This window comes from Salmonella enterica subsp. arizonae (genome assembly GCF_008692845.1).
Lineage (GTDB): Bacteria > Pseudomonadota > Gammaproteobacteria > Enterobacterales > Enterobacteriaceae > Salmonella > Salmonella arizonae.
Genome location: NZ_VXJW01000002.1, coordinates 250,042 through 275,109 on the forward strand (window position 1 = coordinate 250,042; position 25,068 = coordinate 275,109).

The window sequence follows — 25,068 nt, forward strand, 5'->3', positions numbered from 1 at the left end:
GAAAGTCGGATGCCTGCCTGTTACGCTTTTGCTATAGTAGGGCACTTTTTTTAATTTCATCACGGACGTCGTAGTTCAGACCATGAAGACCATTTTTTCCGCTCGTTTCATGCAGCGCATGGCGCTCACCACGGCGCTTTGTGCCACGTTTATCTCAACCGCACATGCCGATGACCTGAATATCAAAACTATGATCCCAGGTGTTCCGCAGATCGATGCGGAATCCTACATCCTGATCGACTACAACTCCGGCAAAGTTCTGGCGGAACAAAATGCCGACGAACGCCGCGACCCGGCCAGTCTGACAAAGATGATGACCAGTTACGTCATCGGACAGGCAATGAAAGCGGGTAAATTTAAAGAAACCGACCTGGTTACCGTCGGTAATGACGCCTGGGCTACTGGTAATCCAGTATTTAAAGGCTCCTCGCTGATGTTCCTCAAGCCAGGAATGCAGGTGCCGGTCTCCCAGCTAATACGCGGCATTAATCTGCAATCCGGCAATGACGCCTGTGTTGCGATGGCCGATTTCGCCGCCGGCAGCCAGGATGCTTTCGTCGGGCTGATGAACAGCTATGTGAACGCGCTGGGGCTGAAAAATACTCACTTCCAGACCGTACACGGCCTGGACGCCGACGGACAATACAGTTCAGCTCGCGATATGGCGCTGATTGGCCAGGCGTTAATTCGCGATGTGCCTAACGAATATGCCGTTTATAAAGAGAAAGAGTTCACCTTTAACGGCATTCGCCAGTTAAACCGTAACGGTCTGCTGTGGGATAACAGTCTGAATGTGGATGGCATCAAAACCGGTCATACCAGCAAAGCAGGCTATAATCTGGTCGCTTCCGCAACGGAAGGCCAGATGCGGTTGATCTCCGCCGTGATGGGCGGACGTACCTATAAAGGCCGTGAAACGGAAAGTAAAAAACTGCTGACGTGGGGCTTCCGTTTCTTTGAAACCGTTAATCCGCTGAAAGCCGGTAAAGAGTTCGCCTCTGAACCCGCCTGGTTTGGTAATACCGATCGCGCCTCGCTGGGCGTAGATAAAGACGTTTACCTGACGATTCCTCGCGGCCGTATGAAAGATCTGAAAGCAAGTTATGTACTGAATACCGCGGAACTGCACGCCCCTCTGCAGAAAAACCAGGTGGTCGGCACCATCAACTTCCAGTTAGACGGAAAAACCATTGAGCAGCGTCCGCTGGTCGTACTGCAAGAGATCCCGGAGGGGAACTTCTTCGGTAAAATCATTGATTACATTAAATTAATGTTCCATCACTGGTTTGGATAAAAATTGAGCTCTTGAAAGTGTGATTTGCGTCCCCATATACTATGCATCAGTAAAACTCCCGTCCTTTGGCGGGAGTTATTATTTTTTTACGTAATGCCGGAGCTGACATGAAAACCAAACTTAACGAACTGCTTGAATTCCCTACGCCATTTACTTACAAAGTAATGGGGCAGGCGTTACCTGAGCTGGTTGATCAGGTGGTTGAAGTGGTACAGCGCCATGCGCCTGGTGATTACTCTCCGACGGTAAAACCGAGCAGCAAAGGCAACTACCACTCGGTCTCTATCACCATTAACGCCACCCATATTGAACAGGTTGAAACGCTGTACGAAGAACTGGGCAATATTGATATCGTGCGAATGGTATTATAATACATCCAGACGGTTACCCGGCCTTGTCCGGGTAACTTTCCTCCTTCCCCGCTGTGATATACTTTTCTCTCTTTTTCATTCTCTACGGAGATGCCGTTTTGTATCAGGATAAAATCCTTGTCCGCCAGCTCGGCCTTCAGCCCTATGAGGCTATCTCTCAGGCCATGCATGACTTTACCGATATGCGCGATGAAAACAGCTATGATGAAATCTGGTTGGTTGAGCATTACCCGGTGTTTACCCAAGGCCAGGCCGGTAAAGCGGAACATATATTGATGCCCGGCGATATTCCCGTTGTTCAGAGCGATCGTGGAGGACAGGTGACATATCATGGGCCTGGACAACAGGTGATGTACGTTTTACTAAACCTGAAACGGCGCAAGCTGGGCGTGCGTGATTTAGTCACCTTACTCGAACAGACCGTGGTAAATACGCTGGCTGAAATCGGCATTGAGGCCCATCCGCGCGCCGATGCGCCAGGCGTCTACGTAGGTAAAAAGAAAATTTGCTCACTGGGTTTACGTATCCGTCGCGGCTGTTCATTCCACGGTTTAGCGCTAAATGTTAACATGGATCTTTCCCCATTCTTACGCATCAACCCTTGTGGTTATGCCGGAATGGAAATGGCAAAAATAACGCAGTGGAAGGAAGACGCTACCACGGATAATATTGCGCCCCGCTTGCTGGCGAATATTTTAGCGCTGCTAAATAATCCACCACATGAATATATTACTGCTTAATGAGTAAAATATAATGGCCCAAGAAATTTATGGGTCATTGATCATATTTGATTTGAATACTTTACTTCTCCCCCCGCTTTCTATATTTTCGTTATATCCCTGCCGTTCCGGCCAGGCGGTATGGCCTCTTCAGTCCTCATGATGAGGAATTTTCCGTAAGCAAAATACCGGTCTCGATGTTACTTATCTAATTGAAATAAAAAAAGAATATTCACATGAGTAATATTTAAACTAATTTATAAATGCAAGCTATATTATTTCATCTATTATTCATAATGCGAATAAATTCGGAGCCAGATCGTGAGTGATAATAATCAGACAGAAAGACAACCTGCCGCTCAACACCTACAAGACAAACCGCAAATTTTCAGAACACTGAGAAATATCGACCTCAATCTGTTGACGATTTTCGAAGCTGTGTATGTTCATAAAGGGATCGTCAATGCAGCGAAAATTCTTAATTTGACGCCGTCAGCTATCAGCCAGTCAATTCAAAAATTACGGACCATATTTCCCGATCCGCTGTTTATTCGGAAAGGACAGGGCGTAACGCCCACGACATATGCTACACATCTGCACGAATACATCAGCCAGGGGCTGGAATCTATTCTTGGCGCCCTGGATCTCACGGGCAGCTATGATAAGCAACGCACTATTACGATTGGCACTACGCCCTCGGTCGGCGCGTTGGTGATGCCGGTTATTTACCAGGCCATCAGGACGCGTTATCCTCAACTTTTGCTACGCAATATTCCGGTAGACGATGCCGAAAGCCAGCTTAGTCAGTTTCAGACCGATCTTATTATTAATACCCATAGCTATAACAACCGGAGCATTCAGCATCATGTCCTGTTTAGCGATACGCTTGAAATTGTTTGCCGCCAGCATCACCCTTGTCTGGCGAGCGCCATTTCTGAAGAGAGGCTGAACAGCGCGGATCACACCTTTCTGATGATGGAGGGACAAAATCTCTCCCTTCTGCGCCTGCGACTGCAGGAGACCTTTCCCGATCAGCAAATCAGTTTTAGCAGTTACAATATTTTTACCATTGCCTCGCTGATCGCCAGCAGCGATCTGTTGGGACTGATGCCCACCCGCTTCTACACCTTATTTAGCCGCTGCTGGCCACTTGAACGCCTTGCCTATACGCCGGTAAATAATGAACAGATCGAGTTCTCGCTGCATTACAATAAGCTAAGTCTGCGCGATCCGGTGCTGGAGAGCGTCATTGATATTATCCGTGAGGCGTTCTGACAAAAATGTTACATCCAGGTCACGGAAGATATGGGCAAACAGCACAAAACAACAACTATTTTACATTTTGCCGGGCTGTCAGGCTGCTTTATGGCCCTTATCAATGATATACTGCGTGTCACAAATTCAAAAATAGTTGATAAATACAACTTTCCCTTGAATTGAAACGCTTTCCTTCGTTATTCGCAACTGGAACACGCACGCTATGAGTAAACCCATTGTGATGGAACGCGGTGTAAAATACCGCGATGCCGATAAGATGGCTCTTATCCCGGTAAAAAATGTGATCACAGAGCGCGACGCTCTGCTCCGTAAACCGGAATGGATGAAAATAAAACTTCCGGCGGATTCTACCCGTATCCAGGGCATCAAAGCCGCAATGCGCAAAAATGGCTTGCATTCTGTCTGCGAGGAAGCGTCTTGTCCGAATCTGGCTGAATGCTTCAACCACGGCACCGCCACATTTATGATCCTCGGCGCGATTTGCACCCGCCGCTGTCCGTTCTGCGATGTTGCCCATGGCCGCCCCGTTGCGCCGGATGCGGAAGAGCCGCAGAAACTGGCGCAAACGATCGCCGACATGGCGCTACGCTATGTGGTGATCACTTCTGTCGACCGTGACGATCTGCGTGACGGCGGCGCCCAGCATTTTGCTGACTGCATCACCGCCATCCGAGCCAAAAGTCCGGAGATAAAAATAGAGACGCTGGTGCCAGACTTCCGTGGACGTATGGATCGCGCACTGGAGATCCTTAACGCGACGCCGCCAGATGTGTTTAACCATAACCTTGAAAACGTGCCGCGTATCTACCGCCAGGTACGTCCTGGCGCCGACTACAACTGGTCGCTGAAATTACTGGAGCGCTTTAAAGAAGCGCACCCGGAAATTCCGACAAAATCGGGTCTGATGGTCGGCTTAGGCGAAACTAACGCAGAAATTATTGAGGTTATGCGCGACTTACGCCGTCACGGCGTCACCATGCTGACGCTTGGTCAGTATCTACAGCCAAGCCGCCATCATCTGCCGGTGCAGCGCTATGTCAGCCCGGAAGAGTTTGACGAGATGAAAGCGGAAGCACTGGCGATGGGCTTTACCCATGCCGCCTGTGGGCCTTTTGTTCGTTCTTCGTACCATGCTGATCTCCAGGCCAAAGGCATGGAAGTGAAATGATCATGTAATACACGCTTACATTTCAGGTAGTAAAAAACCGGCAACTCGCCGGTTTTTTTACTCTGCAGAGCAAGCGCATCACGCCATTACTCCTTATGCGAGAGCTTTTCAGCCTGAACGCCGCCATCGACGTCTTTCTTAACACCCACGTCTTCATCGTTCATTGCTTTCTTGAATCCTTTAATGGCCGTGCCCAGGTCTCCGCCCAGCGTACGTAACTTTTTGGTACCAAACAACAGAACAACCAGTGCGGCAACCACCAGCAGTTTGGTAATACTAATCTCACCCATAGATACCTTCTTCACTAAAAACAGGCTGCATAACGCGCCGGATTAACCTGAGAATATTAACGGTCTTTCGACGCGCGCACACAATAGCAATCTGTAACAAGGTGAATCAAGCTTTGCGTAAAAAAACATCATAATAATTGCGGTGGCGCAAATCGTCGCTGCTGCAAAAGAGGAAGCTGCTCCCGCGCCTGGTCTATTCGATCTCTGAATATTTCCGCGACGATCAGCGCCGGGCGATCGGCAGCCGCCGCGACCGTTACGCCCAATGGATCGATAATACGACTTTGGCCAATATTGCGATTACCACACTCCCCGGCCGCAATCATATAGCAGGTGGTATCCAGCGCTCTCGCCGCCAGTAGCGTCGACCATTGCAGCTCTTTTAACGGGCCGCGAACCCAGCCCGCTGGCAGCACTAACACTTCGGCGCCCTGTAAAGCCAGCGCTAGCGCCATTTCAGGAAAGCGCAGGTCATAACAGGTCATGAGCCCGACCTTAAACCCTTCTACGTCCAACACAGGCGCGATAACGGTTCCGGCATCAATAGTGTGGGACTCTTGCATCGAAAATGCATCGTAGAGATGCAGCTTCGCGTAGTGCGCAACAATATTACCCGCTCGTAACGCTACCAGCATATTAACCGCTCTTCCGGGCGTTGACGGAACGGGAAAAGTTAATATTGTCGTCATACTATTATGAGCGCTTTCTTCCTGAAGGCGCGTCATAAAGGCACCATCCAACGACTGCGCGACGCGGATCGGCAGATCAATGTCGATGTCATCTCGCGCTAATATCCCCTCTGGCAGCACCAGAATCGATACACCGCGGTCCGCCGCCTGAGACATTAACGAAACGCAGACTTGCACATTATTTTCCCATACAGGGCTCACGATAAATTGCCCGGCTGCAACAAGCATATCCCCATCTCCCATCTGCCTGAACTCGCCAATTATGCCTGTTCAGCGTTACACTCTTCCTGTATAGCAATTAAATAAAGGATTCGGCATTGTTACAGCTTCTTTTAGCAGTTTTTATCGGCGGTGGAACGGGGAGTGTAGCCCGGTGGATGTTAAGTATGCGTTTCAACCCGCTCCATCAGGCGATTCCCATCGGTACGTTAACAGCAAATTTACTTGGCGCATTTATTATCGGCATGGGGTTCGCATGGTTTAACCGCATGACACATATCGATCCGATGTGGAAGGTGCTCATCACTACCGGCTTTTGCGGCGGCCTGACGACCTTTTCTACTTTTTCTGCCGAAGTAGTATTTTTGCTGCAAGAGGGACGCTTTGGTTGGGCGTTGCTGAATGTGCTGATTAACTTGCTGGGTTCGTTTGCCATGACAGCGCTGGCATTCTGGCTATTTTCCGCAGCAGCGGCGCGTTAAGCGCCAAAAAAACCCGCCAGGAGGGCGGGTTTTGAAATCTTGCTGCCGTATGCTTACAGAGCAATTACGTTTGCAGCGGAAGGGCCTTTGGCACCGTTAGTGATTTCGAACTCTACGCGCTGACCTTCAGCCAGAGTTTTAAAACCATTGGTCTGGATTGCAGAGAAGTGTACAAACACGTCTTTGCTGCCATCTTCCGGAGTAATGAAACCGAATCCTTTGGATTCATTAAACCACTTAACGTTACCTTTAATCTTAGACATCAAAATTACCTTTACATGAAAAATAGACACAAATGCTGTGTCGGGTACCAGTACAACAATTGTGGTGCATTTTGTCCAGTCGAACTTTGTGAAAAAGTGATAAATATCGCGTTAATTTTCAGAAAACCCTATCTACTTATTGTTTTTTAAGGATTTTCAATTCACAACGGAAGAATGCCATTCCCCGTCAAAACTGGAAACGCATCCAGGCGAAATAAACGTTTCCGTTGTTATACGACCCCGGAATGTAGGTCATCTGAAAGGTGGCGGAACCATAGCCTATTGACGCTAAAGGCAACAACACCGGGACAGGAATATAATGCCAGTTGTCGCGCGCCGTAACGCCTGCAGTAAAGCCCAGGCCCAAGCGAAAATGATCGTCTTCCAACGGTCGCCAGGTCTTCTCCCAGCCATAGCCGCCTATGGGTTCCCATTTGTTAAATGAATCTTTAAAGGCCATCATATAAAGACCATGCCAGTTGCCTTTGTCGTCCCAGCGCGACTGACCAAAACCAACGCCCCACGGTCGCTCGTTATAGCGATCCGTTTTCTCTTTATCGTAGGCAAACCGAGCATGCCAGGTAATGGCGGGAACATACAAATCATAATGCTCAGGCTGTCGCCACGTTTCTGCGACGTTATCGGTAAAAGTATTGAACCACCCTTTATCCATAGCAGATACCGGAGGAAGAACCAGCCATGGCGTAATAAGAGTAGCGATAATAAAAAAATGCTTTCTGATGATCATCACAACATACATACCGTTCAAAAATTCGAACGTGATAATAACAACATTAACCTGAATAAAATCTTAACAAAGCATGAACGAAAAATAACCTGAAATATGAGTGGGTCAACGGCGTTTGATTTGGCATTCAGAACATTCGGCACTCCTCGTTGCGCCTTCACAAAGAATACGAAGTAAAATACAACCCACACACAACGATTAAAAACAATAAAATAACAATAAATTAATATTTATAGCACTACTGAAAATTACGCAAAACATATTTCATCTTTAGCGGCGACATGAAAAAATAACAGCGCCGTGATTTTAATCAGTAAGGCGCCATCCTTTATTCGGTACATTTTTATACCACTTTTTGTGATGCTTATTTTTTAATCTTGGTGTCGATAAGACAGGGGAAACAATGCTAACAGTTATAGAGCTCCTTATCGGAGTCGTCGTTATTGTGGGCGTAGCGCGCTACATCATTAAGGGATATTCCGCCACCGGCGTTTTATTTGTCGGCGGTCTGGTTCTGCTCATTATCAGCGCGCTGATGGGGCATAACGTATTACCTGCCAGCGAAACCAGTACCGGCTATACCGCAACAGATATTGTTGAATACATTAAAATTTTGCTTATGAGTCGCGGCGGCGATCTTGGCATGATGATCATGATGCTGTGCGGCTTTGCCGCCTATATGACCCATATCGGCGCGAATGATATGGTCGTTAAGCTGGCGTCGAAGCCTTTACAGTACATTAACTCGCCCTATTTATTGATGATTGCCGCCTATTTTGTCGCCTGCCTGATGTCGCTGGCCGTCTCTTCCGCGACGGGGCTTGGCGTACTGCTCATGGCCACTCTCTTCCCGGTGATGGTCAACGTCGGCATTAGCCGCGGCGCGGCGGCGGCTATTTGCGCCTCTCCGGCCGCCATCATCCTCTCGCCGACGTCTGGTGATGTGGTTTTAGCCGCCAAAGCGGCGGAAATGCCGTTAATCGATTTTGCGTTCAAAACCACGCTGCCGATTTCTATCGCCGCGATTATCGGTATGGCGATTGCGCACTTTTTCTGGCAGCGCTATCTGGATAAAAAAGAGAACATTTCGCATGAAATGCTGGATGTCGCGGAGATTACCACGACGGCCCCTGCGTTTTATGCCTTTTTGCCGTTCACGCCAATTTTCGGCGTACTGATTTTCGACGGTAAATGGGGGCCGCAACTGCACATTATTACCATTCTTGTGATCTGTATGCTGCTTGCCGCCGTGCTGGAATTCATGCGCGGCTTCAATACGCAAAATGTGTTTTCCGGTCTGGAAGTCGCTTATCGCGGCATGGCGGATGCATTTGCCGGCGTCGTGATGCTGCTGGTCGCTGCGGGCGTTTTTGCCCAAGGGCTGAGCACAATTGGCTTTATCCAAAGCCTGATCTCAATAGCCACCTCTTTTGGCTCCGCTAGCATTATTCTGATGCTGGTATTAGTGATTTTAACCATGCTGGCCGCGATGACTACCGGTTCAGGCAATGCGCCTTTTTACGCCTTTGTTGAGATGATTCCTAAACTGGCGCACTCATCCGGTATCAACCCAGCCTATTTATCAATCCCAATGTTACAAGCCTCAAACCTGGGCCGCACGATTTCGCCAGTCTCCGGCGTGGTGGTCGCTGTTGCCGGAATGGCGAAAATTTCACCGTTTGAAGTAGTGAAACGAACGTCCGTTCCGGTCATGGTCGGTCTGTTGATAGTCATTATCGCCACGGAAATTATGGTGCCGGGCGCCTCTTCCGCCGTTACTGGCGGCTGATAGCCGGTAAGCCGGGGCGAGGGAAAACATCGCCCCGGCATCTTAAACCAGGCTTAGCCGCCGTGATAAATACGCTGCGGCCTACCCACTTTGCCATGAAGAATCTCAGCGACAATCAGATGGCGGCTCGCGCAATATTCCAGATAGCGTCGGGACGTGGTGCGGCTTATCGTCAACGCCTGCGCAACGGTTTCAGCCGTATGGCGTACTGTCGGATCGGCAAACAATTTCATCACCGCATTAAGGGTTAAGGCGTCAATACCTGTCGGCAAATCCCCTTTCGGTTCGCCGCGCGCATAGGCGTTGAACATTTCATCTATCTGCTTCTGGCTTGCGCTATCCGCACTCGCCAGCATACGTCTGCGCTGTTGATAGCGGGTCAGCGTCTGCCCCAGGCGTTCATAAGCGATAGGTTTGACCAGATAATCAAACGCGCCGCTACGTACCGCTTCCGCTACCGTCTCCATGTCGCTGGCTGCGGTAGTAAACACCACGCCGCCAGGATAGCGCGACTGCATTAATTCATGCAGCAGCGTAATCCCCTTCCCATCCGGCAAATAATTGTCCAACAGAATTAATCCAGGTTTGAACCGGTCAATCATCATTCTCGCCTGCGCCAGATTGCCCGCCAGCCATATCTGGTTAAAACCAGGAATATGGCGAATATATTCCGCGTGCATTTCCGCCAGAAGCGTTTCATCCTCAACGATCAATAGGGTTAGTGGTTCTGTCATTGTTTTTTTTTCACTTTCGGAAGGAATAAAGAAAATAAGGTGCCACAAGGATCATTATCTTCCAGTGTAATGACCCCGCCACAGCGCCCCACATAACTTGCAATCAGATATAACCCGATACCATGCTCACCGGGTTCGTCGGTTCTGGTACTTACACCCTGTTCGAAAATTTTTTCCCGTAGCGCTTCAGGAATGCCGCAGCCCTGGTCGGCAACTTCTATGATCACCTCGTCGCCCTCGTCGCTCAGAAAAAGTTCAACGGTATTGTCGCCTTCCTGAGTACGTAAACTCGCTTCAAACGCATTATCCAGCAGATTCCCGACGATGGCGGCGAACTCAGTGCTATCCAGCCCCTCCGGCAGTTGATGTAACTGGCTGCCGGGAACTATCACCATCTTGAGGCCCATTTCGCGCGCACGCTGAACTTTGCCGAACAGCAACCCGGCCACCTGGCGATCGGCGAAAGCGCCGCGTAAACTATCAATAAGTTGCTGCTGCGCCTGTGATTCGCCCTGCACCATCTCTCTGACCCGATCATACTCTTCCATTTGCAGCAGGCCGTTCAGGGTCGACATCCAGTTTAAATGCTCATGGCGTAGCGTACGCAAACTCTCGACATACTGTTTAATCTGGGTTAGCTGCGCATTCAACGTTGCGATTTCATCCTTGCTGCGAAAACTAATAATAGCCCCCAGTAATTCATCGCCGGAACGGATAGCCTCACGATTGGCGATGACGCTCAGGCCATTGAAGTTAGCCATCACATCCTGGCGTTTTTCCGCAATCCGGCAGGTAAAAAAGTCTGCCGGATTGACGACTTCCGCTATCAGCTTGCCCAGCCACTGACGCCCCGGCGACGGCAGCCTCAGCATTTTTCTCGCATTGCGGTTGATTGCGGTGATATGTCCCTCCGGATCAACGGCGATCAATCCTTCATAGACCGAACTAAACAGCGCTTCCTGCTGGCGTACCACGCGGGCAATCTGTTTCGGTTCCATCCCCAGCATTTGTCGGCGGATATGCGCGGCGAAAAACCAGGAAAGCAGCATTAATACCATCAGCAACAGTACAAAAACCCCCGCCATCGGCAATAAAAAGTCCAGCCGCCAGGAGTCGATTTTACTGACCAGATAGCCAATTGAAACAACGCCGATCACGTTGCCTTCGTTGTCAAAGATAGGCGTTTTGGCGCGCATCGCCATCCCTATCGAGCCCTTGCCGGTAATGAAATAACTTTCTCCTCTTTCCAGCGCGCCGGGTTTCGTAAACTGCATGGGATAGCCGATTTTTTTCGGATTCGGATGGTAAAGCCGGATCGAGTTGCGATCGCCTATCACCACATAGTCAAAATCCGTCCCGCGCTGTAGCTTATTCGCGATTGTCGCCAGGTGTTTATAGTCCCGCTTTTTTACGGCGGCGATAATGCTGTCGTTAGAGGCAATAATTTTTGCCTGATTCATCGCCATGTCACGAACATGGGACGCCAGATAATCTTCGAAGCTGGCAGAAAAATATTGTGCTAACGCTGCCACAATGAAAACGGAAACCACCAGAATGAGCAGAAAAATACGCAACGGAAACGCGAGTTGCCGAAAAAAAGGAAACAGCTTTTTATTTTTCTGATATGGCATTAACGTTCCTTACGGGCATTTCGCTGCATACTTACCGCAAATGTAATAAAAATGTTTTAAGTAACTTGAGGTATATAAAAACCGATCGTTACAGATTCCCCACATTAAATCAATTAAACAACTAAAACCCACCTTCTGAATGGTGATTAAATTAATTAAAAAACTTAAAACCATAAAACACATAAAAACCATCTAACCCTTTGTGAAATAAATCAAAATTCATCTCCAAAATACTCCTTAAGATGTATACGTCAGAGAGAAAACGAAATAATCCGCAATAAAAATTCCCACACTCTGACTGAAAAGAAAAAGTTATCAAGTTGCAACACAACGCAACATACATATAAAAGTGGCAACAAGCATATCACCAGGATATTTCTTACTATGTTTGGCAATAATGTATTCACCCGGGTAAAACGCTCTGAAAATAAAAAAATGGCGGAGATCGCTCACTTTCTCAAAGAGAATGATTTAAGCGTCGATACTACTGTAGAGGTGTTTATTACCGTCACCCGTCATGACCGTCTTATTGCCTGCGGCGGTATCGCCGGAAATATCATTAAATGCGTGGCCATTAGCGAATCAGTACGCGGCGAAGGCTTAGCGTTAACGCTGGCGACGGAATTGATTAATCTCGCCTGGGAACGGCACTGCACCCATCTTTTTATTTATACAAAAACTGAATACGAAGCGCTGTTTAAACAGTGCAGCTTTTCGACGATAGCCAGCGTCCCTGGCGTGATGGTATTAATGGAAAATAGCGCGACCCGGCTGAAACGGTATGCGGAATCGCTGGCGACATTGCGTCATGAGGGAAAGAAAATTGGCTGTATCGTGATGAACGCCAACCCTTTCACTCACGGCCATCGCTATCTCATCCAACAGGCGGCTGCGCAGTGCGACTGGCTGCATCTGTTCCTGGTCAAAGAAGATACGTCACGCTTTCCCTATGAAGACCGACTCGATCTGGTCCTTAAAGGGACGACCGATATCCCGCGCTTAACCGTTCACCGCGGCTCCGAATACATTATTTCTCGTGCGACGTTCCCCTGCTATTTCATTAAAGAGCAGAGCGTCATTAATCACTGTTATACCGAAATCGACCTGAAGATTTTCCGCCAGTATCTGGCGCCCGCGCTTGGCATCACACACCGCTTTGTCGGTACGGAGCCATTTTGCGCCGTTACCGCCCAGTACAACCGTGATATGCGTTTCTGGCTGGAGACGCCAACGCTTCCCGCCCCACCCATTGCGCTGGTGGAAATAGAGCGGCTTTGCTTCCAGGAAACACCGATATCCGCCTCCTGGGTACGCAAGCTGCTGGTTAAACACAATCTCACGGCTATCGCGCCGCTGGTTCCCGACGCCACCCTGCGCTATTTGCAGGGCATGGCCGAACGCCATCCTGGCAGCGCGGCAGCCCGTCAAAAGTCCCCCGTATTAGCAACAGGTGAAAAATGAAAATAAACCAGCTAGCCGTCGCAGGCACGCTTGAGTCCGGCGATGTGATGATACGCATTGCGCCGCTCGATACACAGGATATTGACCTGCAAATCAACAGTAGCGTTGAAAAACAGTTTGGCGAGGCCATTCGCGCCACCATCCTGGAGGTGCTTTCTCGCTACGACGTGCGCGGCGTACAACTGAACGTCGATGATAAAGGCGCTCTGGACTGCATTTTGCGCGCCCGACTGGAAACGCTACTGGCGCGCGCCAGCGGTATTGCCGCTCTGCCCTGGGAGGACCGCCAATGATTTCCGCCTCTCTGCAACAACGTAAAACCCGCACCCGCCGCAGTATGTTATTCGTACCGGGCGCCAACGCGGCGATGGTGAGCAATTCGTTTATCTATCCGGCCGACGCGCTGATGTTCGACCTGGAAGACTCCGTTGCATTACGCGAAAAAGACGCGGCGCGCCGTCTGGTATATCACGCGCTGCAACACCCGCTTTACCGTGACGTCGAAACCATCGTCCGCGTGAATGCGCTGGACTCCGAATGGGGCGTCAACGATCTGGAAGCGGTCGTGCGTGGCGGCGCGAACGTGGTGCGTTTACCGAAAACCGACACCGCGCAGGACGTCATTGATATCGAAAACGAAATTCTGCGCATTGAAAACGCCTGCGGTCGCGAACCGGGCAGTACCGGCCTGTTAGCCGCCGTGGAATCGCCGCTAGGTATTACCCGCGCGGTAGAAATCGCCCACGCCTCTGAACGGTTGATCGGGATTGCGCTGGGCGCGGAAGACTATGTTCGCAACCTGCGCACCGAACGCTCTCCGGAAGGTACCGAACTGCTGTTCGCCCGCTGCGCTATTTTACAGGCCGCGCGTTCCGCCGGCATTCAGGCCTTCGATACCGTCTATTCCGACGCTAACAACGAAGCCGGTTTCCTGCAAGAAGCCGCCCATATTAAACAACTGGGTTTTGACGGTAAATCACTGATCAACCCCCGCCAGATCGAACTGCTACACAACCTTTATGCGCCGACGCGTAAAGAAGTGGCTCATGCGCGTCTGGTGGTAGAAGCCGCAGAAGCCGCCGCCCGCGAAGGTCTCGGCGTCGTTTCCCTTAACGGCAAGATGGTCGACAGCCCGGTGATTGAACGCGCCCGTCTGGTGCTCTCCCGTGCAGAACTTTCCGGCATTCGCGAAGAATAAGGCAAAAAAATGACGCAGAAAAACGAATCTCAACGCCAGGATCGCGTAGCGGCCTGGAGCCGTCACGCAGAAAGCAAACTGAGCGCTTACCAAAGCGCGGCAAAATTGAACCTACAAGCGCAAAAACCGCGCGACCACAAATTGTGCGCCAGCCTGGAAGAGGCCATCCGCCGTTCCGGTTTACGTGACGGTATGACCATCTCCTTTCACCACGCGTTTCGCGGCGGCGATCTGACGATTAACCTGGTGATGGAGACCATCGCGAAGATGGGCTTCAAAAACCTGACGCTGGCTTCCAGTTCGCTGAGCGACTGCCATGCGCCGCTGGTTGAACACATTCGTAACGGTGTGGTCTGCCGTATCTACACGTCAGGCCTGCGCGGCCCGCTGGCGGAAGAAATTTCTCGCGGCCTGCTGGCTGAACCGGTTCAGATTCACTCCCACGGCGGTCGTGTACATCTGGTACAAAGCGGCGAACTCAATATTGATGTTGCGTTTCTTGGCGTACCCTCCTGCGATGAATTCGGTAATGCTAACGGTTATACCGGCAAGGCCTGTTGCGGTTCGCTGGGTTATGCCCGCGTGGATGCTGAAAATGCGCAACAGGTTGTCCTGTTAACGGAACAACTGCTGCCTTATCCACATAATCCGGCCAGCATCGCGCAGGATCAGGTCGATCATATCGTCCTGGTCGACCAGGTTGGCGATGCCGATAAAATCGGCGCGGATGCCACCCGTATGACCACTAACCCGCGTGAACTGCTGATCGCCCGCAGCGCGGCGGAAGTCATTGCCAACTCCGGCTACTTCAACGAGGGTTTCTCGCTGCAAACCGGCACCGGCGGCGCATCGCTGGCGGTGACTCGCTTCCTTGAAGACAAAATGCGCAGCCGCGATATTCACGCCGACTTCGCGCTGGGCGGCATCACCGCTACTATCGTCGATCTGCATGAAAAAGGTCTCATCCATAAGCTGCTGGATGTCCAAAGCTTTGACCGGAATGCCGCTGAATCACTTGCCCGTAACCCGAACCATATCGAAATTAGCGCTAACCAGTACGCCAACTGGGGCTCTAAAGGCGCTTCCGTCGACAGACTGGACGTGGTGGTGCTGAGCGCGCTGGAAGTAGATACCCACTTTAACGTTAACGTGCTAACCGGCTCCGACGGCGTTCTGCGCGGCGCATCCGGCGGTCACTGCGATACCGCCGTCGCGGCGGCGCTGTCCATCATCGTCGCGCCGCTGGTACGCGGTCGCATCCCAACGCTGGTCGATAACGTCACCACGTGCGTCACTCCGGGCTCCAGCGTCGACATTCTGGTCACCGACCACGGTATCGCCGTCAATCCGGCGCGTCCAGAGCTGGCTGAACGCCTGAAAGCCGCGGGAATGAAAGTGGTATCGATTGAGTGGCTGCGCGAACGCGCGCAACTGCTTACCGGTCAGCCCCGCCCTATCGAATTCACCGACCGCGTGATTGCCGTCGTGCGTTATCGCGACGGTTCAGTGATCGATGTCGTGCATCAGGTGAAGGAATAAGCCATGCGCCTGCTTCCGGAACTCGCCGCCTGTCACGATGTTTCTATTCCTGAGCTGCTCGCCAGCCGGGATGAAAGGCAAGCAAGGCAGCGCGCCTGGCTTACGCGTTACGCAACTCCACTGGTCTCCTTTACCGTGGTGGCGCCAGGCCCGATGAAAGACAGCGCGTTAACCCGCCGGATCTTTAATCACGGCGTGACTGCCCTGCACACGCTGGCAGAAGAGTATGGCTGGACCATCCGGGAGCAGGCTGCACTGGCTTCCGCCAGCGGGCCGGAAGGGCTGCTGGCGATTGACGCGCCCGCTCAGGCGCTCAAACAGGCGACCATCGCACTTGAACAGCGTTATCCACTGGGGCGCCTGTGGGATATCGATGTCCTGACGGCGGAAGGAGAAATACTCTCCCGCCGCCATTTCGCGCTTCCCGCTCGCCGCTGTCTGCTGTGCGGGCAAAGCGCGGCTGAATGCGCGCGGGGTAAAACCCACGCGCTGTCTGATTTACTGATCCATATGGAGGCGCTGCTACATTATGTCGATTCCCGTCAACCCGACTAACGCCTCCATTCAGCCTCAGTCGCTGTACGACGCCTGGGCCGATCTGGCCTGGCGCGCCATGCTGACCGAGGTAAATTTATCGCCAAAACCCGGCCTGGTAGACCGGCTAAACTGCGGTGCGCACAAGGATATGGCGCTGGAGGATTTTCACCGCAGCGCGGAGGCGATTCGCGACTGGCTGCCGCGCTTTATGGAATATGGCGCAAGCTGCACGCGTCTGCCGCCAGAGTCGGTTCTGGCGGGCCTGCGCCCATTGGGTATGGCCTGTGAAGCGGCGATGTTTCGCGCAACGGCGGGCGTCAATACCCATAAAGGCAGCATTTTCTCGCTGGGGCTCCTGTGCGCCGCTATTGGCCGCCTGTATCAGCTACGCCAGCCGATAACCGCACAAACGCTTTGCGCTACCTCCGCCGCCTTTTGCCGCGGCCTGACTGCGCGCGAGCTGCGCCAGAACAATCTACAGCTCACCGCAGGTCAGCGCCTGTATCAGCAATTAGGACTAACCGGCGCGCGCGGCGAAGCGGAAGCGGGCTACCCGCTGGTCATTCGCCACGCGCTGCCACACTACCGCGCATTGCTGGCGCAGGGACGCGATCCGGAACTGGCGTTGCTCGACACGTTATTGCTGCTGATGTCGCTCAACGGCGATACCAACGTCGCGTCGCGCGGCGGCTCGGACGGCCTACGCTGGTTACAGCAGCACGCATCATTTTTATTACGTCAGGGCGGCATACGTACTCCTGATGATCTCGTTTATCTCCACCAGTTCAATCAGCAATGCATTGAACGCAATCTCAGCCCCGGCGGTAGCGCCGATCTGCTGATCGTGACCTGGTTTTTAGCGCAAATTTCGCAAGTTAATCATTAACACAATTATAGAAAATATCCTTTCCGGAGAGTCATTTATGTCTTTATCCAAAGATAATATATGGAAGTTGTTGGCCCCATTAGTGGTGATGGGCGTCATGTTTCTTATCCCTGTTCCAGATGGTATGCCGCCGCAGGCCTGGCACTATTTTGCGGTTTTCGTCGCGATGATTGTCGGTATGATCCTGGAGCCGATACCGGCGACAGCGATCAGTTTTATTGCCGTAACCATTTGCGTTATCGGCAGCAATTACTTGTTATTTGACGCTTCAGAACTGGCCGATCCGGCGTTTAAAGCCAGTAAACAGGCGCTGAAATGGGGGCTTGCCGGTTTCTCCAGTACCACTGTCTGGCTGGTCTTCGGCGCGTTTATTTTCGCGCTGGGCTACGAAGTGACCGGACTGGGGCGCCGTATTGCTCTGTTTTTGGTAAAATTCATGGGCAAACGCACGCTGACGCTCGGCTATGCAATTGTCATTATTGATATTTTGCTGGCGCCGTTTACCCCCTCCAATACCGCCCGTACCGGTGGTACTGTCTTCCCGGTAATCAAAAACCTGCCGCCGTTGTTCAAATCGTTTCCAAACGATCCTTCCGCACGCCGCATCGGCGGTTATTTAATGTGGATGATGGTGATCAGTACCAGCCTTAGCTCTTCTATGTTTGTTACTGGCGCGGCGCCAAACGTGCTAGGTCTGGAGTTCGTCAGCAAGATCGCCGGCGTCCAGATTAGCTGGCTGCAATGGTTTCTCAGCTTCCTGCCGGTGGGGATTATTTTACTGATCGTTGCGCCGTGGCTCTCCTATGTGCTTTATAAACCCGAAGTGACCCACAGTGCGGAAGTCGCGGCTTGGGCTGGCGACGAGTTAAAAAGCATGGGGCGCCTGTCCCGCAAAGAGTGGACGCTGATTGGCCTGGTACTGCTTAGCTTAGGCTTGTGGGTTTTTGGCGGAAAAATTATCAACGCCACCGCCGTAGGTCTGCTGGCCGTCTCGCTGATGCTGGCGCTGCATGTCGTTCCGTGGAAAGACATTACGCGTTATAACAGCGCCTGGAACACCCTGGTGAACCTCGCTACGCTAGTGGTCATGGCTAATGGCTTAACCCGCTCCGGCTTTATCGACTGGTTCGCTAATACCATGAGCACTCATCTGGAAGGTTTCTCGCCGGATGCGACCGTCATTGTGTTGGTACTGGTGTTCTATTTCGCGCACTATCTGTTCGCCAGCCTTTCCGCTCACACCGCGACCATGCTGCCGGTCATTCTGGCGGTGGGTAAAGGCATTCCGGGCGTCCCGATGGAACAACTGTGTATTCTACTGGTGCTGTCTATCGGTATCATGGGCTGTCTGACGCCGTATGCCACCGGTCCTGGCGTGATTATCTACGGCTGCGGTTACGTGAAATCCAGAGACTACTGGCGTCTTGGCGCAATCTTTGGCGTCATTTATATTGCTATGCTGTTGCTGGTGGGCTGGCCAATTCTGGCAATGTGGAATTAAACATTACGCCAACGCAGGTTAAAAATGATGCCGTTCAGGTTCGCCTGAACGGCATTTTTTATGATTAAATGGGTAATATTCATAATGTGTATAAATTACCGAATTCATCATGAGAGCAATAGGGTCTTACAGTCCGTTGTTGGCTGTCCTCTTAACCCCGTTTTTTGCCGCCAGCGCCAACGATCTTCAGGCGCAACAGTACGGGGATTTTACTGACTATGTGCTGGCGCTTTCCTGGCAAACCGGTTTTTGTCAAAGCCAGCATGAGCGCCATCACCGGGAGCCCGATGAGTGCCGTCTGCAAAAGGAGCCAGTCAACAAAGCAGACTTTCTGACCGTTCACGGCCTGTGGCCAGGACTACCCAAATCTATCGCCGCAAGCGGCGTTGACCAGCGACGCTGGCAGCGCTTTGGCTGTGCGACGCGGCCAATCCCAAATCTGCCTGAAGTCAGGGCCAGCCGGAAATGCGTCGCCCCCGATCCCGGACTTTCGCCTGACATTGCGGTAATGCTTAGGGAAGTGATGCCCGGCGCAGGTGGTAACTCCTGCCTGGAGCGCTACGAATATGCCAAACATGGCGCCTGTTTCGGGTTTGATCCGAATGCCTATTTCGGCACCATGATACGGCTGGATAAAGCGATAAAAGGCAGCGCACTGGGGCATTTTCTGGCGGATAATTACGGAAAAACCGTTAGCCGCGCCGCGTTTAATAGCGTAGTCGAACAAATGTGGGGCAAGGATAATGTCAAAGCCGTCAAAGTAAACTGCCACGGCAATCCCGCTTATTTAACAGAGATTCAGTTTTCATTAAAAGCGTCGATGATTAACGCTCCGCTCTCCTCCGCCTCATTCCTGCCGCAGCCGCATCCCGGCAATTGCGGGACACAGTTTATTATCGATAAGGCCGGTTATTGACGAAACAGAGGTTTTAAACCATATCCAAATTTGAGAACACGCCCGAATGTAGACTAAAATTCACTCAAGGCTATGACGTTTGAGGATTTACCCGAATGTGAACTAAATCACTTCAAAGACGGGGTAAGTCTCAGTATCATCATGAGAGTTAAACCCTCGCCGCCAGACGGTGAGGGTTTTCTTTTGGGACCATTTACCTGCACTACTCGCAGTATCGATGACATGGAGTAAGAAATGTCCAGACCCACTATTATCATTAACGACCTTGACGCCGAGCGTATTGATCGTCTGCTGGAACAGCCTGCGTATGCGGATCTGCCGATTGCCGACGCGCTCAACGCCGAACTGGATCGTGCGCAAATGTGTTCGCCACAAGAGATGCCGAGCGATGTCGTCACCATGAACAGCCGCGTTAAATTCCGCAATTTGAGCGATGGTGAAACACGCGTGCGCACGTTGGTGTATCCGGCAAATATGACGGATAGCAGTACCCAGCTTTCTGTGATGGCCCCCGTCGGCGCGGCGTTGCTGGGACTGCGCGTCGGCGACACCATTCACTGGGAACTGCCGGGCGGCGCCTCCACCCATCTCGAAGTGCTGGAGCTCGAATATCAGCCTGAAGCCGCGGGCGACTTCCTGCGTTAAACCCCATCTGCATAAGCGTTAATGCGTTTACACAGAGGATGCCTGCGCATCCTCTTTCCGTGAGCCCTTTCATTTCTGCCTGTTTCAGACAACGCCGCCTGGCATCGGGTTGATTACTCCCGTCGCCTGTTTCTGCGCCGCTTGTGCCGACGTCGCTCCCGGCACCAGGATGACCTTCCGGCACTCTTCTTCGCGTTTTTCGAAAATTTCGTAGCCGCGCGCCGCCTCTTCAAACGGCATATAGTGCGTGACAATCTCTTCCGGCTTCAGCAACCCTTTCTCAATAAGCGGTAATAATTCCCCCAGCCACGCGTGAACATGGGTTTGACCCATTTTAAAAGTTAGCCCCTTATCAAAGGCGTCGCCGAATAAAAAGCCGTGAATAAAACCGGCATACACGCCGGGCACGCTGACCACGCCGCCGCGTCTGACCGCCGCGATACATTGGCGCAACGCTTTGCCGCTGCTGCCTTCCAGTTTAAGGTTCGTCAGCACCGTCTCCGTCATGCTGCCTTTCGCTTCAAAGCCTACGGCATCAATTACCGCGTCCACGCCGCGGTGCCCTGCCGTCTGCTCGATGATTTTTTCCGCCGGATCGTTCTCATCATCAAAGTTGATCGGTATCGCGCCGTAACGTTCTTCGGCGAAACGCAAGCGCCAGGGGTGGTGATCAACGACGAAGATCTGCTCCGCGCCCAGCAGTCGCGCACAGGCGATAGTCAATAATCCTACCGGCCCTGCGCCAAAAACCGCCACGCTGGAACCTTGCTGAATCTGGGCATTTTTTGCCGCCTGCCAGGCGGTAGGCAAAATATCAGAAAGAAACAGCGCTTTATCGTCAGATAACAGCGGCGGCACCTTAAATGGACCGACATTACCTTTTGGCACGCGAACATATTCGGCCTGTCCGCCGGGAACGCCGCCATACAGATGGCTATAACCAAACAGCGCCGCCGGCGGCGGGATCTGTTTTTTATTCATCGCCGCGCCGTGTCCGTCGTTAGTGTTTTCACACGCTGAATATTGCTGTAGTCGACAGAAAAAGCAGTCACCACAAGCAATGACAAACGGGATAACGACCCGATCCCCTTTCTGAATATTCTTCACATCATGTCCGGTTTCAACCACTTCGCCCATAAATTCATGGCCGAAAATATCGCCATGTTTTACCTGTGGGATCTTGCCGCGATAGAGATGCAAATCAGAGCCGCAAATCGCGGTGGCGGTAACACGCAAAATGATATCGTCAGGCTGCTCAATGCCGGGATCGGGTACGTTTTCAACCTTTACGTGATGTGGACCATGATACGTCAATGCTTTCATGCAGCCTCCGGGGTAACGGTGAATGTCGCGTTCGACTATAAAAGGGTAGCTATCCCGGAGAGACTGCCGGCAAAACAGGCGGCTTTAGGATTTTTCCTGGAAAATACAACTCTTTTTTAACGCCAGGTTACCGTAATATTTAAAATTGCCAGACAAATAGCAGAAAGAAACATTATTATATGCTTGAATAAATTCAGTATTGATTAACAGGGAGTAACGGGTATGTATAAGACAATTATTATGCCGGTTGATGTTTTTGAAATGGAACTTAGCGATAAAGCCATTCGCCACGCTGAGTTTCTGGCGCAACAGGATGGCGTCATTCATCTGTTGCATGTACTGCCTGGGTCCGCGAGCATGAGTCTGCACCGCTTTGCCGCCGACGTGCGCCGCTTTGAAGAACATTTACAGCATGAGGCGGAAACGCGCCTGCAAACGATGGTGGGACACTTCACTATCGATCCTTCGCGAATCAAACAGCATGTTCGCTTCGGTAGCGTCAGAGACGCGGTAAATGAATTAGCCGAAGAGCTGGATGCCGATGTCGTGGTGATCGGTTCGCGCAATCCGTCGATTGCCACGCATCTGCTGGGATCTAACGCCTCAAGCGTGGTACGCCACGCAACGCTGCCGGTGCTGGTTGTGCGTTAATTCACATGCCCCGGAACGACAACAGCCCTGCCAGGAGCAATCCTGACAGGGCTTTTTGTTACTAAGAATTGACAGAAAAAAACCGCCTGACAGTAAACAGGCGGTTTTATATCGCAGGTGCTCTTACTTCTTTTTTTATGCCGTTTTGGTGCGAATCAGATAATCAAAGGCGCTCAACGAAGCTTTCGCCCCTTCGCCTGTGGCGATGATAATCTGTTTGTAAGGAACGGTGGTACAGTCGCCTGCAGCGAAAACGCCCTTAACGCTGGTTTCACATTTTGCGTCAATAATGATCTCGCCCATGCGGTTACGCTCAAGCGCGCCTTCCAGCCAGTTGGTATTCGGCAACAGACCAATCTGCACAAAAATCCCCGCCAGCGCGACGCTATGAATATCACCGCTTACACGGTCAAGATACTCCAGGCCCACCACTTTCGAACCGTCACCCTTCACTTCTGTCGTTTGCGCATTCAAAATGATATCGACGTTTTTCAGGCTACGCACTTTATCCTGTAATACCTGATCCGCCTTCATTTCCGGCGCGAACTCCAGCAACGTAACGTGTTCCACAATACCCGCCAGATCGATGGCCGCTTCGACGCCGGAGTTGCCGCCGCCGATGACTGCAACGCGCTTGCCTTTAAACAACGGACCGTCACAGTGCGGACAATAGGTTACGCCTTTGGTACGATACTGATCTTCGCCCGGCACATTCATATTGCGCCATTTCGCGCCGGTGGCGATGATGATACTGCGCGCTTTCAATACTGCGCCGGACGCCGTTTCAATCTTATGCAGGCCGCCTTCTGACGCAGCCGGAACCAGTTTACTTGCGCTCTGACTGTCGATAACGTCAACGTCGTAATCGCTGACATGCGCTTTGAGCGCGCCCGCCAGTTTCTGGCCTTCGGTTTTCGATACCGAAATATAATTTTCGATATCCACCGTATCCAGCACCTGACCGCCGAAGCGCTCGCCCATCAGACCGGTACGGATACCTTTGCGCGCCGAATAGACCGCCGCCGCCGCCCCCGCCGGGCCGGAACCGACAATCAGCACATCATACGCGTCGCGTTTGTTAAGCGCTTCCGCCGCACGTTTTTCTGCGCCGGTATCCACTTTGGCAACAATCTCAGTTAGAGTCATACGTCCCTGGCCAAACTCTTTACCGTTGACAAAGACCGCGGGAACGCCCATCACATTACGCTCGGTGATCTCGTTCTGGAAAGTACCTCCGTCAATCGCCGTATGTTTAATACGCGAGTTCAGCACCGCCATCAAGTTCAGCGCCTGCACCACGTCCGGACAGTTATGGCAGGAGAGGGAATAATACGTTTCGAATTCAAAATCACCGTCAATATCACGAATCTGTTCCAGCAGCGACTGCGCTTCTTTTGACGGATGACCACCGGTCCACAGCAGCGCCAGAACCAACGAGGTAAATTCGTGGCCCAGAGGAGAGCCTGCAAAGCGCGGCCCCTGCTGAGAACCTGGATTCGTAATCAGAAAAGACGGCTTGCGAACCGGCAGAGTATTGTCTTCTTTAAACGTAACCTTATCTGACAGCTCGGCGATTTCAGCCAGCAATTCTTTGATTTCCGCCGATTTTGCGCTGTCATCCAGCGTGGCAATCAGCTCAACAGGTTTTGTCAGTTTCTCAAGGTAAGCCTTGAGCTGGGTCTTCATATTCATGTCGAGCATTTTTCTTCCCTCTCTCAAAACATCATCATGCAAGCTGCCTTATTCGGGCTGCCTGAATGCAACTTGCATCATGGTGCGGAATAAAACAGGCGCAAATTAGCGCCTGTAGGATGCCGGATGGCACTGCGTTTATCCGGCCTACCTCAGGTAGGCCAGCGCCGCCGGACATACGACATTAAATCTTACCGACCAGGTCCAGAGACGGAGCCAGTGTCGCTTCGCCTTCTTTCCATTTCGCCGGGCATACTTCGCCTGGGTGAGCGGCAACATACTGTGCTGCTTTAATTTTACGCAGCAGGTCAGACGCGTCACGGCCGATACCTTCAGCGGTAACTTCGATCGCCTGGATGATACCCTGCGGATCAACAACGAAAGTCGCACGGTCGGCCAGGCCTTCATCTTCACGCATGTTGTCGAAATTACGGGTCAGGGCGCCAGTCGGATCGCCGATCATCGCATATTTGATTTTCGCAATAGTTTCAGAGCTGCTGTGCCATGCTTTGTGCGTGAAGTGGGTATCGGTCGAGACGGAATAAACATCTACCCCCAGCTTCTGCAATTCTTCATAATGGTCGGCAACGTCGCCCAGCTCAGTAGGGCAAACAAAGGTAAAATCGGCTGGGTAGAAGAAGAAGACGCTCCAGCGGCCTTCGGTATCTTTCTCAGTGACTTCAATGAATTCACCGTTTTTGAACGCCTGGTTTTTGAAAGGTTTGATTTTGGTGTTAATTAAGGACATCTATACTTCCTCCGTGTTTTCGTTAAGGAGTAAGTTAACGAAGTTTTGCTGATTCGGCTAATGCGTTTCCATTATCAAATCAATAAGCGTTAACTAACAACCCGATTCGGGCGACATTGTGAACACTACGCCCTGTCAGCCATCTAAAGTAAAAAGGCCACCTGACAGGCGGCCCCATTACCTGAACTACCCGTAGGTAACTTCAGAGCCAGTACAACTCCTCTTTCAAATTGCAGACCCGTTGTCTGCAACTCGAAACGCACAGAGTATATGCTGGCTAAGTGTTGCGCTCTACA

25 protein-coding genes and 1 pseudogene are annotated in these 25,068 nt (G+C 51.6%); 17 read left to right on the forward strand and 9 right to left on the reverse strand.

Annotated elements, in window-relative coordinates; all coding sequences use genetic code 11:
- Window positions 1-82: 82 nt before the first annotated feature.
- From dacA to lipA, 5 genes are all read left to right on the forward strand, one after another.
- Window positions 83-1,294, forward strand: a complete 1,212-nt coding sequence (gene dacA, locus F4V61_RS05790; protein ID WP_000848458.1) for a D-alanyl-D-alanine carboxypeptidase DacA — start codon at window positions 83-85, stop codon at window positions 1,292-1,294.
- Window positions 1,295-1,401: 107 nt separating this feature from the next.
- Complete coding sequence (gene ybeD / locus F4V61_RS05795; protein ID WP_000850547.1) at window positions 1,402-1,665, forward strand: DUF493 family protein YbeD; 264 nt, start codon at window positions 1,402-1,404, stop codon at window positions 1,663-1,665.
- A 98-nt stretch (window positions 1,666-1,763) separates the two neighbouring features.
- A complete protein-coding gene (gene lipB, locus F4V61_RS05800) occupies window positions 1,764-2,405 on the forward strand; it encodes a lipoyl(octanoyl) transferase LipB (RefSeq protein ID WP_000284002.1) in 642 nt (213 codons plus the stop codon).
- A gap of 300 nt (window positions 2,406-2,705) precedes the next feature.
- Complete coding sequence (locus tag F4V61_RS05805) at window positions 2,706-3,659, forward strand: YbeF family transcriptional regulator (protein ID WP_001282836.1); 954 nt, start codon at window positions 2,706-2,708, stop codon at window positions 3,657-3,659.
- A 205-nt stretch (window positions 3,660-3,864) separates the two neighbouring features.
- Window positions 3,865-4,830: a lipoyl synthase gene (lipA, locus tag F4V61_RS05810; protein WP_000042637.1), complete on the forward strand. Its 966-nt coding sequence runs from the start codon at window positions 3,865-3,867 to the stop codon at window positions 4,828-4,830.
- 86 nt (window positions 4,831-4,916) lie between these two features.
- Here lipA and tatE read toward each other — a convergent pair whose 3' ends face one another.
- Both tatE and F4V61_RS05820 read right to left on the reverse strand, forming a co-directional pair.
- Window positions 4,917-5,120, reverse strand: coding sequence for a twin-arginine translocase subunit TatE (gene tatE, locus F4V61_RS05815; RefSeq protein ID WP_000503940.1), 204 nt, complete (start codon window positions 5,118-5,120; stop codon window positions 4,917-4,919).
- 128 nt (window positions 5,121-5,248) lie between these two features.
- Window positions 5,249-6,037: a deaminated glutathione amidase gene (locus F4V61_RS05820; RefSeq protein WP_058345773.1), complete on the reverse strand. Its 789-nt coding sequence runs from the start codon at window positions 6,035-6,037 to the stop codon at window positions 5,249-5,251.
- 89 nt (window positions 6,038-6,126) lie between these two features.
- Between F4V61_RS05820 and crcB the strand changes: the two genes are divergently transcribed.
- Window positions 6,127-6,510 (forward strand): fluoride efflux transporter CrcB, encoded by a 384-nt coding sequence (crcB, locus tag F4V61_RS05825; RefSeq protein ID WP_000939753.1) that lies wholly within the window; start codon window positions 6,127-6,129, stop codon window positions 6,508-6,510.
- A 53-nt stretch (window positions 6,511-6,563) separates the two neighbouring features.
- Here crcB and cspE read toward each other — a convergent pair whose 3' ends face one another.
- Both cspE and pagP read right to left on the reverse strand, forming a co-directional pair.
- Complete coding sequence (gene cspE / locus F4V61_RS05830) at window positions 6,564-6,773, reverse strand: transcription antiterminator/RNA stability regulator CspE (RefSeq protein ID WP_000034825.1); 210 nt, start codon at window positions 6,771-6,773, stop codon at window positions 6,564-6,566.
- 187 nt (window positions 6,774-6,960) lie between these two features.
- Window positions 6,961-7,533 carry a lipid IV(A) palmitoyltransferase PagP gene (gene pagP / locus F4V61_RS05835; protein ID WP_072159304.1) on the reverse strand — a complete coding sequence of 191 codons (573 nt, stop codon included), beginning with the start codon at window positions 7,531-7,533 and terminating at the stop codon, window positions 6,961-6,963.
- A gap of 391 nt (window positions 7,534-7,924) precedes the next feature.
- Between pagP and dcuC the strand changes: the two genes are divergently transcribed.
- On the forward strand, window positions 7,925-9,310 hold the full coding sequence (dcuC, locus tag F4V61_RS05840; protein WP_080160883.1) for an anaerobic C4-dicarboxylate transporter DcuC: 1,386 nt from the start codon (window positions 7,925-7,927) through the stop codon (window positions 9,308-9,310).
- Between the two features lie 53 nt (window positions 9,311-9,363).
- On the opposite strand, the gene dpiA is transcribed toward dcuC, so the two are convergent.
- Together dpiA and dpiB are read right to left on the reverse strand one after the other, a co-directional pair.
- Window positions 9,364-10,044, reverse strand: coding sequence for a two-component response regulator DpiA (gene dpiA / locus F4V61_RS05845; RefSeq protein WP_012210385.1), 681 nt, complete (start codon window positions 10,042-10,044; stop codon window positions 9,364-9,366).
- Window positions 10,013-11,675: pseudogene (dpiB, locus tag F4V61_RS05850) on the reverse strand (sensor histidine kinase DpiB). Before dpiB ends, dpiA begins: the two are co-directional and overlap by 32 nt.
- 384 nt (window positions 11,676-12,059) lie before the next feature.
- Between dpiB and citC the strand changes: the two are divergent.
- From citC to rnk, 9 genes are all read left to right on the forward strand, one after another.
- Entirely contained in the window at window positions 12,060-13,136 is a 1,077-nt protein-coding gene (citC, locus tag F4V61_RS05855) for a [citrate (pro-3S)-lyase] ligase (protein ID WP_000467877.1), read from the forward strand.
- A complete protein-coding gene (gene citD, locus F4V61_RS05860) occupies window positions 13,133-13,429 on the forward strand; it encodes a citrate lyase acyl carrier protein (protein ID WP_000700679.1) in 297 nt (98 codons plus the stop codon). The genes citC and citD overlap by 4 nt, the downstream gene beginning before the upstream one ends.
- Window positions 13,426-14,334, forward strand: a complete 909-nt coding sequence (gene citE / locus F4V61_RS05865; protein WP_000622352.1) for a citrate (pro-3S)-lyase subunit beta — start codon at window positions 13,426-13,428, stop codon at window positions 14,332-14,334. Before citD ends, citE begins: the two co-directional genes overlap by 4 nt.
- A 9-nt stretch (window positions 14,335-14,343) precedes the next feature.
- The gene (gene citF, locus F4V61_RS05870) at window positions 14,344-15,873 is read left to right on the forward strand and encodes a citrate lyase subunit alpha (protein ID WP_000192337.1); all 1,530 of its coding nucleotides are present in this window, start codon (window positions 14,344-14,346) and stop codon (window positions 15,871-15,873) included.
- A 3-nt stretch (window positions 15,874-15,876) separates the two neighbouring features.
- Complete coding sequence (gene citX / locus F4V61_RS05875; protein ID WP_058345639.1) at window positions 15,877-16,428, forward strand: citrate lyase holo-[acyl-carrier protein] synthase; 552 nt, start codon at window positions 15,877-15,879, stop codon at window positions 16,426-16,428.
- Entirely contained in the window at window positions 16,400-17,296 is an 897-nt protein-coding gene (gene citG / locus F4V61_RS05880) for a triphosphoribosyl-dephospho-CoA synthase CitG (RefSeq protein WP_000987082.1), read from the forward strand. Before citX ends, citG begins: the two co-directional genes overlap by 29 nt.
- A 37-nt stretch (window positions 17,297-17,333) precedes the next feature.
- Window positions 17,334-18,797, forward strand: a complete 1,464-nt coding sequence (gene citT, locus F4V61_RS05885) for a citrate/succinate antiporter CitT (protein ID WP_000059025.1) — start codon at window positions 17,334-17,336, stop codon at window positions 18,795-18,797.
- A 109-nt stretch (window positions 18,798-18,906) separates the two neighbouring features.
- Entirely contained in the window at window positions 18,907-19,713 is an 807-nt protein-coding gene (rna, locus tag F4V61_RS05890) for a ribonuclease I (RefSeq protein WP_058345640.1), read from the forward strand.
- Between the two features lie 234 nt (window positions 19,714-19,947).
- Complete coding sequence (gene rnk / locus F4V61_RS05895) at window positions 19,948-20,358, forward strand: nucleoside diphosphate kinase regulator (protein WP_000089752.1); 411 nt, start codon at window positions 19,948-19,950, stop codon at window positions 20,356-20,358.
- An 84-nt stretch (window positions 20,359-20,442) separates the two neighbouring features.
- On the opposite strand, the gene F4V61_RS05900 is transcribed toward rnk, so the two are convergent.
- Window positions 20,443-21,681, reverse strand: coding sequence for a zinc-dependent alcohol dehydrogenase (locus tag F4V61_RS05900; RefSeq protein ID WP_000646112.1), 1,239 nt, complete (start codon window positions 21,679-21,681; stop codon window positions 20,443-20,445).
- Window positions 21,682-21,903: 222 nt separating this feature from the next.
- Between F4V61_RS05900 and uspG the strand changes: the two genes are divergently transcribed.
- Entirely contained in the window at window positions 21,904-22,332 is a 429-nt protein-coding gene (uspG, locus tag F4V61_RS05905) for a universal stress protein UspG (protein ID WP_000278500.1), read from the forward strand.
- A gap of 135 nt (window positions 22,333-22,467) precedes the next feature.
- Here uspG and ahpF read toward each other — a convergent pair whose 3' ends face one another.
- Both ahpF and ahpC read right to left on the reverse strand, forming a co-directional pair.
- Window positions 22,468-24,033: an alkyl hydroperoxide reductase subunit F gene (ahpF, locus tag F4V61_RS05910; RefSeq protein ID WP_080160884.1), complete on the reverse strand. Its 1,566-nt coding sequence runs from the start codon at window positions 24,031-24,033 to the stop codon at window positions 22,468-22,470.
- A gap of 175 nt (window positions 24,034-24,208) precedes the next feature.
- Window positions 24,209-24,772, reverse strand: coding sequence for an alkyl hydroperoxide reductase subunit C (ahpC, locus tag F4V61_RS05915; RefSeq protein WP_000052802.1), 564 nt, complete (start codon window positions 24,770-24,772; stop codon window positions 24,209-24,211).
- Window positions 24,773-25,068 lie beyond the last annotated feature (296 nt).